At 43.7% G+C, this 17,854-nt stretch carries 14 protein-coding genes and 1 riboswitch; of the genes, 3 read left to right on the top strand and 11 right to left on the bottom strand.

Annotated features, from left to right (window positions below; genetic code table 11):
* Positions 1-153: 153 nt before the first annotated feature.
* Positions 154-1,626: a carboxypeptidase M32 gene (locus AB4517_RS10595; protein WP_017066275.1), complete on the bottom strand. Its 1,473-nt coding sequence runs from the start codon at positions 1,624-1,626 to the stop codon at positions 154-156.
* A gap of 296 nt (positions 1,627-1,922) precedes the next feature.
* Here AB4517_RS10595 and AB4517_RS10590 point away from each other — a divergent pair, with 296 nt between their 5' ends.
* Positions 1,923-2,558 carry a LysE family translocator gene (locus AB4517_RS10590; RefSeq protein ID WP_017058961.1) on the top strand — a complete coding sequence of 212 codons (636 nt, stop codon included), beginning with the start codon at positions 1,923-1,925 and terminating at the stop codon, positions 2,556-2,558.
* Positions 2,559-2,659: 101 nt separating this feature from the next.
* On the opposite strand, the gene AB4517_RS10585 is transcribed toward AB4517_RS10590, so the two are convergent.
* The 4 genes from AB4517_RS10585 to AB4517_RS10570 all read right to left on the bottom strand — a co-directional run bounded on the left by AB4517_RS10585 (position 2,660) and on the right by AB4517_RS10570 (position 7,721).
* On the bottom strand, positions 2,660-4,135 hold the full coding sequence (locus AB4517_RS10585; protein ID WP_372148316.1) for an aerolysin family beta-barrel pore-forming toxin: 1,476 nt from the start codon (positions 4,133-4,135) through the stop codon (positions 2,660-2,662).
* Positions 4,136-4,695: 560 nt separating this feature from the next.
* The gene (locus tag AB4517_RS10580) at positions 4,696-5,157 is read right to left on the bottom strand and encodes a hypothetical protein (protein WP_017059728.1); all 462 of its coding nucleotides are present in this window, start codon (positions 5,155-5,157) and stop codon (positions 4,696-4,698) included.
* Positions 5,154-5,966 (bottom strand): winged helix-turn-helix domain-containing protein, encoded by an 813-nt coding sequence (locus AB4517_RS10575; protein ID WP_017066273.1) that lies wholly within the window; start codon positions 5,964-5,966, stop codon positions 5,154-5,156. Before AB4517_RS10575 ends, AB4517_RS10580 begins: the two co-directional genes overlap by 4 nt.
* Before the next feature lie 384 nt (positions 5,967-6,350).
* A complete protein-coding gene (locus tag AB4517_RS10570) occupies positions 6,351-7,721 on the bottom strand; it encodes a sodium:alanine symporter family protein (protein ID WP_017059726.1) in 1,371 nt (456 codons plus the stop codon).
* A 128-nt stretch (positions 7,722-7,849) separates the two neighbouring features.
* A riboswitch (glycine riboswitch) is annotated at positions 7,850-7,969 on the bottom strand.
* 609 nt (positions 7,970-8,578) lie between these two features.
* Between AB4517_RS10570 and AB4517_RS10565 the strand changes: the two genes are divergently transcribed.
* Together AB4517_RS10565 and AB4517_RS10560 are read left to right on the top strand one after the other, a co-directional pair.
* The gene (locus tag AB4517_RS10565) at positions 8,579-9,313 is read left to right on the top strand and encodes a chromosome segregation ATPase (protein ID WP_017059725.1); all 735 of its coding nucleotides are present in this window, start codon (positions 8,579-8,581) and stop codon (positions 9,311-9,313) included.
* 322 nt (positions 9,314-9,635) lie between these two features.
* A complete protein-coding gene (locus AB4517_RS10560; protein WP_065584878.1) occupies positions 9,636-9,863 on the top strand; it encodes a hypothetical protein in 228 nt (75 codons plus the stop codon).
* 143 nt (positions 9,864-10,006) lie between these two features.
* On the opposite strand, the gene AB4517_RS10555 is transcribed toward AB4517_RS10560, so the two are convergent.
* From AB4517_RS10555 to AB4517_RS10530, 6 genes are all read right to left on the bottom strand, one after another.
* Positions 10,007-11,548 (bottom strand): sodium:alanine symporter family protein, encoded by a 1,542-nt coding sequence (locus AB4517_RS10555; RefSeq protein WP_017059723.1) that lies wholly within the window; start codon positions 11,546-11,548, stop codon positions 10,007-10,009.
* A gap of 560 nt (positions 11,549-12,108) precedes the next feature.
* Complete coding sequence (locus AB4517_RS10550) at positions 12,109-13,281, bottom strand: ABC transporter permease (RefSeq protein WP_017059721.1); 1,173 nt, start codon at positions 13,279-13,281, stop codon at positions 12,109-12,111.
* Positions 13,278-14,579: an ABC transporter permease gene (locus AB4517_RS10545; protein WP_372148315.1), complete on the bottom strand. Its 1,302-nt coding sequence runs from the start codon at positions 14,577-14,579 to the stop codon at positions 13,278-13,280. Before AB4517_RS10545 ends, AB4517_RS10550 begins: the two co-directional genes overlap by 4 nt.
* 7 nt (positions 14,580-14,586) lie before the next feature.
* Positions 14,587-15,561 carry an HlyD family secretion protein gene (locus AB4517_RS10540; RefSeq protein WP_017070946.1) on the bottom strand — a complete coding sequence of 325 codons (975 nt, stop codon included), beginning with the start codon at positions 15,559-15,561 and terminating at the stop codon, positions 14,587-14,589.
* Between the two features lie 3 nt (positions 15,562-15,564).
* Complete coding sequence (locus AB4517_RS10535) at positions 15,565-17,004, bottom strand: TolC family protein (protein WP_017063805.1); 1,440 nt, start codon at positions 17,002-17,004, stop codon at positions 15,565-15,567.
* 215 nt (positions 17,005-17,219) lie between these two features.
* Positions 17,220-17,447 carry a hypothetical protein gene (locus AB4517_RS10530; RefSeq protein ID WP_009846577.1) on the bottom strand — a complete coding sequence of 76 codons (228 nt, stop codon included), beginning with the start codon at positions 17,445-17,447 and terminating at the stop codon, positions 17,220-17,222.
* Between the last annotated feature and the right edge of the window lie 407 nt (positions 17,448-17,854).

Genomic DNA, 17,854 nt, shown 5'->3' with positions numbered 1-17,854 from the left:
TGGATTCCATACATCAAGTTAGAACCAAAGCTACCCTTCAGCCATAATTGTGACTTTTGACTTACAATACTTGTACTATGCTTTTTTCAGCTTGGTTCTACTTACACAGCAAGCTCTGCAAGTAGAAACCTTCAATGTAGTTGGGCGTTTTATCTACAGATAACGACTTCTCAAATGGTCTTTGAAGTATTGCGCATTCAAGGTTTCGCCCGTTGCACCTTTCACCAAGTCATCAGTGGTCAGCAGGCTGCCTTTGCTCCAAATGTTTGATTCTAACCAAGTGAAGATAGGGGATAGGTCACCGCTTTCAATCACAGAGTTTATATCTACCGTTTTCTTCATTGAAGCCATGAACTGCGCCGCGTACATCGCACCTAATGTGTACGATGGGAAGTAACCAAATGCGCCGTCTGTCCAGTGGATGTCTTGCATACAGCCGTTAGTGAAGTTGCCTTGAGTGCTTAAACCAAGGTAAGACTGCATCTTGGTATTCCATAACTCTGGCACGTCAGTGTGTTTGATCTTGCCGTTGATCAAGTCACGCTCAATCTCGTAACGCAGGATAACGTGTGCAGGGTAGGTGAGTTCATCAGCATCGACACGGATGAAGTCTTTCTTCACGCGCGTGTAGATCTTCTGGAAGTTTTCTTTCTCAAATTCTGAGCCTGAGAATTGCTGACCAGCCAAGTTCGCTAAGTGTCCAATGAACGGGTCGCTGCGGCCGACTTGCATCTCGAAGAATAAAGATTGAGATTCATGAATGCCCATAGAACGAGCTTCCCCCGCTGGTTGTCCTGCTAGGTGTTTTGGTAAGCCTTGTTCGTAACGTGCGTGGCCTGTTTCATGCACAATACCCATTAAGCTTTGAACGAATTCCGCTTCGTCATAGCGTGTTGTGATACGCACGTCTGAAGGGACGCCGCCACAGAATGGGTGAACACTTTCATCCAATCGGCCGTGTTCAAAATCGAACTGAAGCAGCTTCATGACTTCTAAACCCAGTGCTTTCTGTTTCTCGGTCGAATAGATACCTGATGGTGCATTAAATTGCTCGCTCGATTGTTTTTCGATCACTTCATCAATTAAACCTGGAAGCCAAGTTTTAACGTCTGCAAATAGGGTATCAAGTGAAGTAGAGCTGGTGCCCGGTTCATAAATATCCAGCATCGCATCATAAGGCGTTAGATTGGCTGCGTCTGCGCGAATCTGCGCTTCTTCACGAGAAAGCTCAACCACTTCACGCCAGTTCTTTTCGAATCCAACCCAGTCGTTGTTACCGCGTTGGCTACGCCACGCATGTTCACATTTTGAACCCGATAGAGATTTCGCTTCAACCAGTTTTTCTGGAAGTAGGTTTGCTTGTTGCCACTGGCGTTTTATTTCACGAAGTGACGATTGTTGCTCAGTGTTCAGCGCTTCATTTTCAGCGTCTGCAATCCAATCGCCAAGCTGTGGTTGAGTCATTAAGCCGTGAATATGAACAGAAAGCTCGGCCATCGCTTCACTACGAGCTTGGTTACCACCTGCTGGCATCATTGAAGCTTGGTCCCAACCACAAATAGAAGCTAGGTGTTGAAAGCGTGAACATTTTTGAGAGTGTTCGACTAGTTTTTTGAATGCGCTCATTTGACTACTCTTAATTTGGTTTCTTTAAATGATCCTTAGGGCTGCGTCAGCGTTAAGGTTCATCTCGTGTACTTTGATTATGGCTTTGCTTTTTAATGACGCCGACCTTCGCAGTCGAAGATATAGCGAGAAAAGCATGAGGCGGTACGATGCCTTGAATTTACTATTTCTTAACAAATCAAACTGTTCTATTGTGCACAAAATCAGTGAGTTGTATAGCTGGTGGCAATTGTTGCTTGCGAATTGTTCAGATACACGGTATTGATGATAGATCGCTGAACAAAAATGACAATGATATGGATATTTTGAACTTTGAGGCATTTCTAATTGCCATCACTATTTTAACGCTAACGCCGGGCTTAGATACGGCTTTGGTGATTCGCAATACTAGCCGCTCTGGCTTAGCTGACGGTTGTATGACGAGCTTTGGTATTTGTAGCGGCTTGTATGTACACGCGTTTTTCTCTGCTGTGGGTATATCTGCAATCCTCGCCCAATCCGCTGAACTCTTTCAAGCCGTTAAGATGGTAGGTGCGGTTTACCTCATCTGGCTTGGCTTAAGCAGTTTGCGAGCATTGATGAAAAACGGTGGCGGTTTGAAGGTCGGAGAACAAGCTCAGCAGGCATACAGTGCAAAGCGTTCTTTGCGTGAAGGCTTTCTGTCTAACGTTCTTAACCCAAAAACAGCAGTTTTCTATCTGGCCTTTTTACCTCAATTTGTAAACCCTGAAGGTTCGCCTTTATTGCAATCTATGTTGATGGCTTCGGTACACTTTATGATTGCGATGGTATGGCAATGTGGTTTGGCTGGCGCTCTTAATTCCGCTAAAAACTTGCTCAAAAACGCGAGTTTTATGAAGTGGATGGAAGGCGTGACGGGCATGGTGTTGGTTGGGCTGGGTGTTAAGCTTCTGATGGAAGAGCCTGTGTAGTTCACCGTTTCCAGTTGAACATGAATATATGAAAGCCCACGACGTGGGCTTTGTGCTTTATTACTGGTAGATCTTTGTACCGATCTTATTCAACAGCGCAGTTATTCAACGACGCTAATGTTCATCTCTGCACCTTCGAAACCTAAGTCACTCAACTCATCAGCATTGAAGTTGGTGGTAACTTCGATGTCGCCAATGCGTTCACTGGTTTCATTAGCCGAATCAACGCTTCTTTTGCTGCGTAGATTGTTAGTGATTGGTGTCGCTTGGCCAATTTCGATAGTACCTGCAAATTGAGATTCAGCGTAGAAATCTCCAGACACGTAAGAGTGGAAGGGGCGTAAGCTTCCGCCAGTCGCGTATTGCATGCTTGATAAGCCAGCTTCTTTAATCGCCCAGCCCCAATCCCACCATTTAGTTTCACCTGGGATGTAACGGTGATCCCATTGGTAGCGAATGTCGGCAGATTCACTGCTGCCACGGCCCATGGTGAAGGTATGAGCCTTGTACGGGCGGTTATCTGGATGAGAGTGCCACGCGTTGCCACCCCAACGAAGGAAGCCGTTGAATTCAACATCGTAGCTAATATCGGCGTTGAATCGGTACGGGTAAGAGATGCTTGAACGATACAGCTCAACTCGAATCGGTAGCTCCGAATTCGCAGGAACCATAGGACGAGCTTGAAGTGTTACTTGTTCGCTAGTGGAGTTGCCATTTGTTTCAGCGAAGCTTTGGTTAGCCTCGAACTTAACGGTGAGCTTAGTTTCGCCAACCAAAGGCCACTTGAAGGTGTTCTCTGTTTGAACGCTCTGTGAGAATCCGTAGCTGTTCGTTTTCGACCAGTTTGTTGATTCGTCTACTTTTAGGTCTACCACCACTTGTTGCGCGATGTTGCTGTTGTTTCTTGCCGTCGCGTAAACCGTTTTCACTAGTTCACGATCCGACTCGACAACATCACCATGCCAAAAGTTGTCGTCGTTAACGGTGTAGGCAAAATTGTCGACGGTGATTTTGGTTTTTTCATCACAGCGATAGCCGCTACAAGAGCCATTGTTATTTCCTTGTATTACCCAACTGTTGCCAGAGCGCTTTATCGTCATGTCTTCGCCCACGTACTGACTGTTATAACCGCCAACCCAAGCGTAACCTAGGTTGTGGGCTAAGTAGCTTAATGGGCGTACAAAGTCGTTACGGTTGTTCACTAATTCATACTGAACATCGATTTCGCTGCCTTCCTGAACCGATTTGGCGGAATAGTTAGGGATTTCAGATTGGTCGTTGTTTGGGTAACAGAATGTTGACCCACTGCTTGATTGCTTAATTTCGCCATGATAACCCGGCCCCATGATTACCCAGTTTCCTTTTAACCCGGTGATCTGCCAAGTGCCCATGCGAGCGACCAAAGTACTCTTCTGCTCTTCTGCTTCATAACGGTCTATAGGACGATAACCAGAGCGACAGACATCTTCACCAAGTTGGTCAAACACTATTTGGTCTGGGTAAATCTTCGCATTTACACCGGTTGATAGAACAGACAACACTGCGGTTGCTAAGAGACTTCTGTTTACTGTGATCATTAACAATTCCCTCATTTGTAATTTTTCTATTTTGATAATGTTTTGTGTGCCGTGCAGTTAACAAGACAAGTTCACTTTTTCATGTTGATAAATAGATAGATACTGAAAAGGGTTGAATTAAATTACCCGGTTAATTCAATGGCTTGTATTGTCATTAGTGTTTTTACGGTGAAAGAGTATGCAACTGAACGTAAATTGTTTGATGGGGCTCAAACCGTTTTTAGAAAAATGAAGGCCCATTATTCGGGCTTAGACGTCAAAATTATTTGACGTTATTTTTGGCGTTTGTATGAATGGTTAATTAGAAGAACAGGTATAACCATTCACAATACTCGTAGTTTTAAGGTGGGCAGGTAGTGAGTGACAAAAAGTAAAAATCTAACTTGAATATTTTGCTTTGCTATCGGTTTTAAAATGCAAGCACTTAAAGTAAGGAAGACTGTAATAATAGTATTACTGATAAAATAATGAAAATAACCATCCGTTTTTTATGTGTAATATCGGAAAAGCTTGCTACTTGATAATAGGGCACTTTTTGCTAGTGGTTAAACTATCTCTAATTATCGTTTGGCCAGAAGTTGCGTTCGGCCTGTATTACACGTTTTAATGATGGCAAATAAATCATTCGAACTTAAGATATCAATCTTTACCGTTAATGGGTCATTGTTGATTAACAGGTAAGGCGCCAATCGGCTGTCATTCATTGTTTTATTTATTTTTTGCACAGAGACTAAGTCAATGGTGCCAGAAATAGAAAAGAAAAGTGATTGAGAAGGACGGGCTGTTCCTCTGAATCGCAGAACAAGTGGGTCGGGCATGTTGTCGTCTTGAACGGACATCAGGTGCAGCACCTTGTTGTTACTTATTTTCGTTAATCCGTCGGTACGTAATACATTGTCATTCACTATCAGGTCCACCACGCTATGTTGGTAGCGATGCTCTTCTTTTGGTTGGGGCGAAGGGATACTCCATATGCCAACCAATAAAACGAATGCAGAAATGAGCGCAACGATTGGCATCATAATTGACCTCTTTCTAGGAATAGGGCCAGTTCGGTACTGGCTTGATCTAGTTGGGTTGGCGTGTAAAAGATGTTGACGGACTGGCGTGTGGCTTTGTTCAGAATAGAGAGCTCAGAATATTCCGCTTCTTCGCTAATGTACGCCACGCAATCACATTGATACTGATAGAGAATGCTTTCTAGCTCTGGCGTCATCGCCATTTCAGGGGCTTGGAAAACTTGTATTTGACCTATCCATTGCTCGCTGAGCCGGTTAACGGGGTTGATATCGCTGAGGTTTCTCTCATTAACCTTAGCAAAAGCCAATAACGCTGATGCCAACAGTAAGCAGCCAGTGGTGAAGTAGCACAACTTGTTTCGGTTTTCAGCAGTGGGAAAGTAAGCCGACGAACTTTGTTTAGGGTTAGGCTTAGGTTCGACTGCAACAGCTGCACCGATAGCAATACCGTTATTGCCGACGGGTATCAGGTTGCTCGCATCAGCAAGGGGAGTTGTGGCTGCATTATTGATGGGGGAGTCGATTACCACGCACTCATCGATAAGGCGATAGCCCACCTTAGGAACGGTGACGATTGGGGTTTCTTTGATGCCTAATCTAACGAACCCTTGGCGCAGTAAACTTATACTTTTCGCTAGTGACGTATCCCCTATGAACTCGTTTCCCCAAGCGAAGCTAATAATATCTTGTTTGTTAACAATATCGGGTGAGTTTTTATGTAATAACTCCAGGACCCGAGTTTCACGGTATCCTACTTTAATAGAACGTTCATCGTTATAAATACGGTTTTTAATCGGGTCGAATCTGATCATATAGCCAACGTTTTATTTTTATTATAATTCTCTCTACAATGTAGATGACTATAAACTGACTAATATATGAATTAAAGTCACATGTTTTATTCTTCTGGTTTTTTGTGTCGTTGAAACGAAAAGAAATTTAATATGTTTGTTACAAAATGCCTGACACCTACGCACAATCTGTTAAATATAAGTAATATCTAATTAAGTGTTGGTTTTATTAGTGTTCTTTTTAGTAGTCTTCTATCTTCTTTATTAAATCGCATAGTGGTCGATTTAATATTCTTGTTATTTATAAGGGCATATGTGCTGCATAATAATTTAAGACGTTTCGCTATGTGATGAAAATAAAAAAGCCCGCAGTTGAATGCGGGCTTGGTATTCAATCACTTCAGTTTACGCTTTAACTGCTTCACAATCATTTGAAGACGTCAACGGTTTGAAGAATAGCTTGGTTTCTTCGATAACAACGTGGCGCAGCAAGATAAGCCCGATTAGGTTCGGAATTGCCATTAGGCCGTTCACGATATCAGCCATTATCCAGATCATGTCGAGCTTTAAGAATGCACCAGAAGCCACCAACGCAATGAAGATGATCTTGTAAGGCAATACAGCTTTGGTACCTAGCAAGAACACAACACAGCGCTCACCGTAGTAGTTCCAACCTAAAATTGTTGTAAACGCAAAGAAGATTAAGCCAACAGAAACCAACATAGGGCCAAGGGTATCTGCATTCAGACCAACAGCGAATGCGTGAGTGGTCATCGCAGCGCCTGAAAGATCAGTCTGCCAAGCACCCGTTAAGATAAGCGCCAAACCTGTCATCGTACAGATGATGATGGTGTCGAAGAAGGTACCTGTCATAGAGACAAGTCCTTGTTTCACACATGAGTCTGTTTTAGCCGCTGCTGCAGCCATTGGTGCGCTACCTAGGCCAGATTCGTTCGAGAACACACCACGAGCGATACCTGATTGGATAGCAAGCATGATGCTCGCGCCAAAGAAACCACCGGTTGCTGCTGTGTTGGTAAACGCAGAAGTCACAACAAGGGTAATGGCATTCAGTAGTTGGTCGGCATTTGAAATCAGAACGCTTAAACACGCGACGACGTACATAACCGCCATAGTAGGAACAACTTTCCCTGCCACTTTAGCGATAGATTGGATACCACCAAGGGTAACCACTGCCACTAATATCGTAAGAACGACAGCAGACATCTCACGCGAAGCGCCAAATGAGATTTGAGTTGCGTCCAAGATAGCGTTGACTTGTGGGAAGGTACCGATACCGAAGCAAGCAACGCCGAGCGCGAAGACAGCGAACATTACCGCTAAGATTCGTGAGCCGACACCGTATTGCAGGTAGTACATTGGGCCGCCAACCATTTCGCCATTGCTATCGGTTCTGCGGTATTTAACGGCGAGTAGACATTCTGCGTACTTGGTCGCCATACCAAATACAGCGGCAAGCCACATCCAGAATAGGGCACCAGGGCCACCAATCTTGATTGCGGTCGCTACACCAACGATGTTACCTGTACCAATGGTTGCTGAAAGTGCAGTACACAAAGCCGCGAAACTCGATACGTCACCCGTACCAGATTTGTCTTTGCTGAACACCATTTTCAGTGCAGTTGGGAGGTGTCTAAACTGGAGTAAGCCTAAGCGAAAAGTAAAGTAGATACCTGTACCCACTAGCAGAATAAGCAGTGGTGGTCCCCAAACGAATTGGTTGATGGTTTGTAGTGTAGCTTGTAGGTGGTTCATAGATTCCCCTTAATAAATTAAAAATTTAAGGAGAAGAGGGAAGGCAGTACAGATCTCAGGGATCGGGGGCACTACTTAATACATACGGATTTCTAGATAGAATTCTTGTGTTAATTAAGGCTGTTGCTTTCCACTCCTCTGTCCTTTTGCCTGAGAGTTTCACTTAGCGAATCACTTATAGATAAGTAACGGGCACTAAGCTTGCTCCTTCGGCGACCGATCTAACGGTTCTCTCCAGAGGTTCCTCCAACGACAGTCCTCACTTTTCTGGATTTCTCCAGCATAAAGCACCTGAAAGATTTACTTCTTCGGCGGGTCAATCTAACTAAATGTTAATGTTTAGTTAAAAACCACTCTCCTGCAGTCTTCATCGGAACAATTACCTAAATAATTAGGTAATCTGTAGGCGTATCCTAGATCATATAAAATGTGATGTCAGCTACAAAATATCTGTTTGCACAAATGTTGTTCAACTAAATGATCAAACAACGAGTCTCTGACGTAACTTGCTTATTTAAATGATATAAAATAAAGAAACAAGGAGGAGTTATGACTCGACTAATAGCGATTGTTTTTTTATTGGCTTTGGCATTTGTACTATTTCGTTACCGGACAAACGAAAAACTGCAAAAATGGGTAGTGATAGTTATCGTTAGCAGTTTCCTTTTGTATACTGCCAGCTTGATGATTTCGGAGTTAACTCGTTAAGCCTGCCTGTAAACAGGTGGGATGAATGTGTTAGTAAAGCTTAAGTGCTTCTGGCTTGAGCGGTAGGTTTAACTGAGCCTTCACAATCAGTATTGGCATTCGTGTCAGTGACCGCGTAACGTTAAATAAATTTTTGGGAGTACCCGCTAGTGAACCAGCAATCTGGACAAAGCGAACAAGATGAAGTGGTTGTTATAGAAGAACGCGATAAGCGCAGTCAGCTCTATATCGGCATTGCTGCGGTTATAGGTTTAGCACTGGGTGGCTTAATTGGTTCTACAGTTACGGCTTCTAAGTGGGAGTCCACTTACCAGGTACTCGAAACTCGTTATCAAGAACTGCATGACAGCAGAGCACAGTTGATGACATCCGTTGAAACTAAAGTGGCAAAAGTTGATACCGAAATCGATGCGAAAGTAGAAGCCGCTCTAGTGAAACAAACGGAAGAGCATCAAAAAGAGCTCCAGGAATTAGCGAAGCAGTCTTCGGTTTTAGAGAAGGCGAACTACTCGTTAGAGCAACAGCTAAATGAACAGAAGCAAACGTTAGAGCAAACTCAGCAAGACAACCAGAAACTTAATCGTCAGGCTGACATGCAATCGACTTTGTTTGAGCGTGCGCGTGAAGTTTTCCGAAAAGAATTACAGATTTCTCAAGAACTTGAAAAACTTGAGAAAGAAAGAGATCAACTCGAGCAGAATCTTGGTTCTCTTAAGAAAGCGTGTGATGTTTACTTAGATGGCACATCATGGGATGCGAAATCTGACGCGTGTGAGAAGCAAGATAACGCTAACTCTCGACTGAGTGATATAAGACAAATGATTGAAGTCCACACCATGGACCTCAAACAGATCAAAACTCTCACTGAAGAGATGGGTCTATAAGCCGAAGGCTTTACCAACCTAACGTTAGTTTTGCACTAAATATTGAAACGCCCACATCACACACGTGATGTGGGCTTTTTGCGTTTGTCGAGAGCATAGATCCGGTGCGTTCTCATTATTGATTATTTAAGTGTTTTCATTGTTTGCTTAGATATTTGTGAATAGTTACGTATATCCACAATGATATGTTACTTGTTGTCTATTAAATGACTTTGCATACATATTTTCAGCTCAGAGTCGCTGCATAATAGTGTTGTTCAGGATGAACACGCAGTCGATTGCTAGCTCGCATTTGGCTGCTTTGACGATAAGGGATGGAGTGATGCCAGAGTATCTTTGTGAGAACTGCACCATAGCTTATTGTTTCGATGATTGTCGCTCGCCATTAGCGCAAAAAGAGATGATCAAAGTAGAAGAGTTGGTTCGTCGTGTCGATGTTGAACACGATGATGAACAGAGTGAAAAGGGTGAAAAGAGTGAGCAGGGCATTGAAGGTAGTTATTCGCCTAATCGTTCAGACATAAAAAATCCCCACAAGCCAAGCTGGTAGGGATTTTGGATAAGTTGCAGTCCTGTTCTCGCTTTCTCAAGCAAAGGGTCTTACAAAAATTTTTAGAACAGTTTCGTTTTTAGAGCTGTGTCGTTTCTTAGAATGCAGTTAGCTACTAGAGCAAAACCTCATTCCACTAAACGTTATTTCTCATACGTTTTGATTTCGCCTGATTTCACACGAGCAACAAACGATTGCAGTTCTTTCTTCACAACTGGCATCAAGAAGTACAGACCAAGAATGTTGAAGATAGACATCGCAAAGATAGCCGCATCAGAGAAGTCGATTACCGCACCAAATTGAATCGTGGCACCAATAACAACAAACACACAGAACATCACTTTGAAAATCAGCTCCGTTGTTTTGCCTTCACCAAATAGGTAAGTCCAAGCTTTAAGACCGTAGTACGACCAAGAGATCATGGTAGAAAACGCAAACATGATTACTGCGAGAGCGAGTGTGTATTTGAATACTTCTGCCGTTTCAGTAAACGATGCAGCAGTCAGCGTTACACCCGTTAAACCAGAGCCATCGAATGGACCTACGTTTAAACCAGCGATAGTGATAACCAATGCGGTCATTGTACAAATGATTACCGTATCAACGAACGGTTCTAATAGTGATACTAGACCTTCGGTGATTGGTTCTTTTGTTTTAACCGCTGAGTGAGCGATAGCTGCTGAACCTACACCTGCTTCGTTCGAGAATGTTGCACGTTTCAAGCCTTGAATTAGCGCACCAATAAATCCACCAACAACACCTTCACCAGTAAATGCACCTGTAAAGATTGCGCTGAACGCAGGGCCAACTTGATCAAGGTTAGAACCGATAACAATCAGAGCCATACCGATATACAGAGCAGCCATCCAAGGAACAACTTTTTCTGTTACCGATGCGATAGAAGGCATACCACCAACAATCACAGAGAAAACTAAAGAGGCAAGTACAAGGCCAGTGATCACACCGTATTCACTTGGTACATCAAATGCGTAAGTTAACATGGCGTGTGCTTGGTTAGCTTGGAACATGTTACCGCCGCCTAATGCGCCTAAAATACACATTAATGCGAAACCAATAGCGAGCACTTTACCTAGTCCGCCTAAACCTCTTTCACCCAGACCTTGGCTTAGGTAGTACATTGGACCACCCGAAACAACACCTGAAGGTAGGATAGTTCGGTATTTCACACCTAAGGTACACTCACAGAACTTAGAAGCCATACCCAGAAGGCCACACAAGATCATCCAGAATGTCGCGCCAGGGCCACCAATCGCAAGTGCAGCACCTACACCGGCAATGTTACCAAGCCCGACAGTACCAGAAAGCGCCGTTGTTAACGCTTGAAAGTGAGAAACCTCGCCGTCCTCTTTAGAGTTAGGATCGGTATACTTACCTTTGATAATGTCTATCGCCATGCCGACACGTTTAAATTGAACAAAGCCAAAATAAACAGTGAAGATGATCGCAGCGAGCAACAGCCAGCCAACAATCACTGGGAAGTTAGCTTCACCAATCGGTACACTTTTAAATATCAGCCCAACGAACCAACCTGTGTATTCGTTGAAAAAACCATCAACACTTTGACTTAAGTTGCTGATAGCTTGGTTAAATGATCCTTCTTCTGCAAATGCACTGGAACTAAACAATAATATAAACCCAAAAAATAATTCACGTATGTTTTTCATGGTTTTCCCTGTCTTTTTAATAAATTATGTTTGTTGCTGTTGTGTTTGTTTTCTATTTGATTTGTATATCTCAGTGGTTTATCTACTTCATTCGACGGCAACATAAACGGCTGTAGCTAGGTCGAAAAACGAAATAAATATAAGTACTGATCTTGCTTTGTATGGATATCCTTTTGGTATGTGCACCAATAAGACTATGGCATTCGGGCTACCAAGTCCTACTGATAATCCTATACATAAAAATAATGCCAACAAAGAAATTTTTACAATAAATTTACAGTTGTTCGGGTTTTGTCATCATTTGGGAATAAGTCGATGCTTTTTATGCTGAGAAAAGCATATGCAGTAGCTGCTATAGAGTCGGGTGAAGGAGAATTCAGAGTGATGGGCTGGAGGGACATAGAGGGCGCGTAGGGGATTTCGAGTATTCGATATGTTTTCGAGGTGTATAAACATTCTAAGGCTGAAAGTGTATTCGGATCTTAGGATATTAAAAAAGCCCTTTATAAGAGCTTTTTTGATGAGCGGAAAGCATGACTACTTTCCGATAGCACATAAAACTAAACGGCTCGATCACTATTGCTATTGCCAACCGTGCTTTTGCTGGATTTGTGGTAGAGCTTAAGTGCCAATAACGAACCCCACAACAAAACTTGTCCCCAGAGTAATGTCCATTGAGATGCCACTTCTTGCCAAGATGCACCCATCTGATTAAGTGCTAAGAAGCCTTGGATAGCCGGTGTGCTTGGGAACAGCTGTGATAATAGAACTAACCATTCGGGCATCATTTCAACTGGCCAGATAAAACCTGAAGAGAAGATCAGTGGCATTGAACTGATTAACACTACAACCGTGACTAGCTCTCTTCGTGGCACTAACTCACCAATAAAAATCCCGATCAAACAACTGGCCAGTAAGAAGGGCAGAAGTAAGGTTAAGATCTGTGTTGTTGAGGCGAGCTGGTTTATCCCATACATCGAAAAGCTAGCGCCGAAATAGTACATCGACAACAGGTAATAAATGCCGACTAAGGTACAACAGCGGGCAAGCATCAATTTCGCTGGAGAGGTCTTACTCCAGTAGCCAAATGTCGATTGAGCATTTTGGGTTGCACCAACTAAACCTGAAGCCATGGCTAAGGTTTGTTGCAGGATCAACACAAAGACGGCTGGAACTACGTAATCGATGTATCCCATGCGACTATTAAACGTTGGTTTCAGGTTCAAGCTGAATGCACTGTAGCCTTTGGCTGCCGATTCTAAAGGCACACCTTCGACTAACAAATGGCTGACCTTAACTTGCGCAGCTAACGTACCACCGGCCTTGGCAAGCCCTTCAACAATGGTTCCGTAGACCAAAAAGTAAGAAGCATCACCAGCGTAAGAAAGTGTCGGGCTCTTACCGAGCAACAAGTCTTTATAGAAATCTTCTGGAATGACAAGGAATCCGCCAATCTCTTGGTTAAGCACGGCTTGTTTCGCATCGGCGATGGTGGAGTCTCGACGGACCAATTCGATCTGAGAGGTGGCATCCACCATACGCTCTAATTGATAGCTGCTTTGACTCTTATCCAAGTTCACAACCGAAGCTTTCAGTTGTTGAGGAACTTGGTTCGCGTAAGGCAATGGATACAAGAAGGAATAGAAGACCACACCACCAAATACCGTAAGAAGCACGACAGGGTTGCGCAATACCGCTAAGAGTTCTTGCTTGAGCAGTTGAGTAAAGCTCATCGTTTTACTCCTTGTTGTGCTGATGCTTCTGGCTGTGTTGACGGCGTTGTTTTTGCAGATATAGCTGCTTTTGTAGATGGATCTGCTTGTGCAGTTAGAGTTGATTGCGCCAAGTGTTTCTTAATTAGCAACATTACCACGAAAGCAGGAACTGCGTACCACAACATAGAAGAGAGGCTGATCAAAGACTGTGTTGCGCTCACACCATAACTAGACTGCGCCGTTTGTACTTCGATGTAATGACTCACGGGCAATAAGCTTCTCCAAATTTGAGCAGCTGTGTTCATGTCTGTTACTGGAAAGGTAATACCCATGAACGCAAAGCTTGGTGCCGTAAATGCGCCAGCGAAACTCATCGCCCTTGCTGGATCAAGTGTTAAGAAGAAAAACAAACAACCCATAATGATACAACTGATCACGGTTAGCAGTTGGGCAATAGTCAATGCCACAAAGCTGCCGTTAAATGGCCAGTCTAAGAGCACATAGAACCAAAAACTAAACGCGATACCAAACATCAAAAACAAGACAAGGTAGGGCGTTAATGTTGATGCGAGTGACTTCATAGGGGCGTTGGATAACCAAGCGTGAAGCCCACGAGCTCTAACGTTCGCCGTCAAAACCAATATCGTGCCCACCACAACCATGATCTGCCACAGTGCAGGAATAACTGCAGACACCAAGAACTGAGCATAACTGCTGTTCTTGTTAAACAGCGGCGTGATCTGGCTTTGTACCGTTACTGCTTGGCCTAATGCGGATTGCACCGTGGTATCACCGTGTGACAGCTGTTTCACGACTTCAAGTTGCGCGTTAAAAGTCCCTTGAGCCTGCAGCAAGGCAGAGTTCACCAGCTTACCGATTAAGATAAATTGGCTGTTATAGAATACAGACACTTGCGGATTCAAGCCGAGCAGAAGGTCTCGGTCGAAGTGCCTTGGTATCACAACATAACCATAGATATCACGTTCGATCATCGCTTTCGCCGCATCACTCGCAGAGCTGTATTTCTGAGTGACTTGCAGCGTTGGTGACGCATCAACAAAGCGTGTGAACTGTTGCGAGATTTGACTGTGCTCAAGGTCGACAACTGCGACCGGTAAGTCACGAGCGATCCCTTGTGAAAAAATCAGCCAGATACTGGCAGCAAGCAGCAAAGGAATCCAAGTTAGGCAAGACAACAACCATTTGTCTTTGCGGACAATCGCCCACTGCCGAAGCAAGGTATTCTTCGCTCTATGATGCTCAGTTGATTGCGAGCCTCTAGATTGCGATCCAGTATATTGAGAGTTAGCAGACATAAGTCACCTAAAGCTCAACCACTAGGCTCATGCCCATACGCAGTGTTTCGCTCGTATCGACAGGGTGTGCTTCTACTTCAAAAGTACGTAAATCGAAGCCTTGTGCTGCGTCTGTTGAGCGCCAAGTTGCGAAATCACCCATTACGGCGATGTGAGTTACTTGGAAAGTTAATGATTTATCCAGAGCCGGTAGGTACGCCTCAAACTGGCTGCCTTTCTCGAAATGCTTAAGCATGTCTTCACGAACATTGAGCACAGCCCAAGCATCCTTGGTGTCGATAACAGTCACAACAGGGAAGCCTTGTGGTGCAAGTTCTCCACTGCTCAATAGAACCTGAGAGACTTCGCCATTAAACCAGCTGTGGATCTGTGTGTCTTTTGCGTAAGCTTCAACTTCCGCTACCGCACCCGCTGCCATTAACGCTTTTTGAGCGGCGGCCACTTTGGTTTCGTCACGCGCACCTTCTTGCGCTAATTGATACATTTGGAATGCAGCGCTTTCGGTGTACTTCGCCGCTTGCCACTGTGTTTTGGCTTCATCACGCTTCTGCTCGGCAACCACACCATCGTTGTAAAGGTTGTTTACACGTTGGTAGGTTTTGTCCATCAGATCGGCAGCTGCTTTGGCTTTCAACCATTGGTCTTTAGCCGCTTGGATCTGTTGAGTACGCGCGCCATTCTCTGCTTCTTGTGCTAATGCACCAGCGGCTTTCTGACCAGCTTTTGCTTGCTCTAGCTTCGCATCAATCTCAGGGCTTAGTAGAGAGAAGATCAATTCGCCTTTTTCAACCGAATCGCCTTTGCGCACGAATATTTCATCAATTCTGCCAGGTACTTTCGATGAGATGCTGTATTGCTGCACATCGATTTGACCTTGAAGCTTAACCGGCTGAGGTTGATAAGCTTGATAGAAACTGTATCCGACCCAGCCAATAACGCCGATACCAACTAAAGATAGAAGAAGGGGCTTAATAGGTTTCATGAATTATCCTTTTGACTGGCTAACGGTGTCTGTTTTTGAGTCGAAATCAGACGGAACAGAGGAGGTTAAGTAACTGGAGTAAGCATTCATTTCGCTGGTTAGCGCTAACAGCTTGTTGAGAGAGATTAGGTATTTGAAGCGAGCAGCAGATTGCTGGGTTTTAATGCTTGCAAGATAAAGCTCGGCATCAACCACTTCTAATGAGTTAGATAACCCTTGTGTGAAGGCTTTTTTACGAAGTAATAGGTTTTCCTGAGCTAAAGACAAGCTCGAGTTTAGGCCTTGAACCTCTTCAATGGCTTGGTTTGCTTCAAGGTAAGTCTTTTGTACCAATACGGTTAAGTCTTGCTTAGCTTGTGACTTAAGGAATTGAACCTGTGATACGGCACTGTGAGCCGCAGCGACTTTGTCGGAACGGCCAGAGGTATCAAGCAGTGGCACATTCACACCAATGCCAACCAACCAATCGGGTTTCATTTCACTGGCTAGAGAGTCATCTTCATACAGGCTGTAATCACCATAAAGGTAAACCTCTGGGTAGTATTTACCTTTCTCGGCTTTAATTAAGCTGCTTGCTTGTTTCTCTTTTGCATCAAGAATCTTAAGGCCGGGGTAGGTCATGAGTGTCTGGTCAATGAACACGTCCATATGAGGCAGGTTCTTATTGATAAACAGTTGTTCAGAGGGTTCTACACTTTCATTTTGACCAAGGATTTGGGTCAACGCCAATTGCGCAATTTTAAGATCGTTCTGAGCTTTCGTGCGCTCTACAATCGCTTTATCTAAAGAAGCATCGGCTTGTAGGCGTTCTACTCGGGCGATTTGTCCTTGCTGTTCAAGCTTGATGGCGAAATCACGATGCTGAGTTAAGCCTGCTTCAACGGCTTGACGCGTTCTCACCACGTCTTCCGCTAAGATCACCGAGAAGTAATACTTACTTAAGTCTTCGTAGCGAGCTTGTTTCTCCATCAACAGTTGGCTTTGCGCTTCTTCGCTTTTACCTTCAGCGGCATTTTGCGCAGCGGTTATTCGACCACCAGTGAAGATAGGCCACACAGCACGAATGGAAGAGCTAAAGATGTCTTGTTCGGTAATCGTTGAGGTAACGCCACCAACTAGAGGGCGCAAAATCGCGGATATAGCAGGGTTTACTCCACTCAAGCTATCTGAAAACTGTTCACCATTAATCGTCACATCACTATCAAGGTGCGTGTAGTTAGCCCCTAAGGTAATAGAAGGAAGATTGAGGCTACTTGTTGAGTTCTGAAGGTGTTGATAACGTTCAACGTTGGCTTGTTGAGCCGCAAGAGAGTTGTTGTTTTCTTGCAATATTTGCCACGCTTCAGAAAAAGTGAGCGGAGCTGCATAGCCTGGCGAAGCCATAGTGCCGAGAAGCATACTGGCGATCGCAAGGTATCGGAATTTTGGTTTGGTCATCTGCATTAAATACCAATTAGAGTATTAACTCTAATGTTAACAGGGCGATAGTCATTTGTCTTGAATAGATTGTCTCATATGAATAGAAATTTTCATAACTCGTTAATCAAGTGTAAATAAGATTGAGTGACGTGAATATCAAAGATAAATGAAACTTAAAAAGCACGCATAAGCGTGCTCTTTAAGTTCAGTATAGAAGTGTTTTTACAAAATGAAGTGGCTTATTTAAAGCTAGGACAATGGTGATCGGCGCGCCATACCAATTGTCTTGAACCTTGCATTGTTTGTAATAAATCTCTCCCTGACATTTGCGGGAATGCTAACAATACCTTGAGATCGAGTGGGGAGGTGCCATCTTTCTCATAGGCTCTTACGTGAGTAAAAGTCGATTGTAAGTGTTTGAACAGCATAGTCTTAGTAAGACAAATTCCAAAGTTATCGCGTTTCATTGCCTTGTTTTCCTTTTCAACAATGTTTATACGTTATGTTTGTTATCCTGTTTCTATTGGACGTTGCCACTGATCGATACTTCCTGCTCATCAATGTTTTATTATTGGGTGATGCTTTTATCAGTCACCTCTTCGTTGTCTGGCTAGCCGAGTTTGAAATAGCGATGGATGAATAGGGGAGAATACTTAATCCGTTTGTTCATCATTCGTAACGGCGAGCGTGCAACTTTTAGTTATAGATACGTCCAGCGAGCGAAGGGTTGTTGCTATTTTGTTAATCGAAGTTTCGATTCAAAGCGCGGTCTGAAAATCATGACCTATGGCTTAGCAACAATAAACTTCTTCATATGCAACCATTATAATTGTATTTATTTTAAACAACCTAAAAAACACCTAAAATCTTAGTG

The sequence above is a fragment of the Vibrio sp. 10N.222.52.C3 genome (assembly GCF_041474195.1).
GTDB lineage: Bacteria > Pseudomonadota > Gammaproteobacteria > Enterobacterales > Vibrionaceae > Vibrio > Vibrio crassostreae_C.
This window is presented reverse-complemented; position numbering and strand designations above follow the sequence as displayed.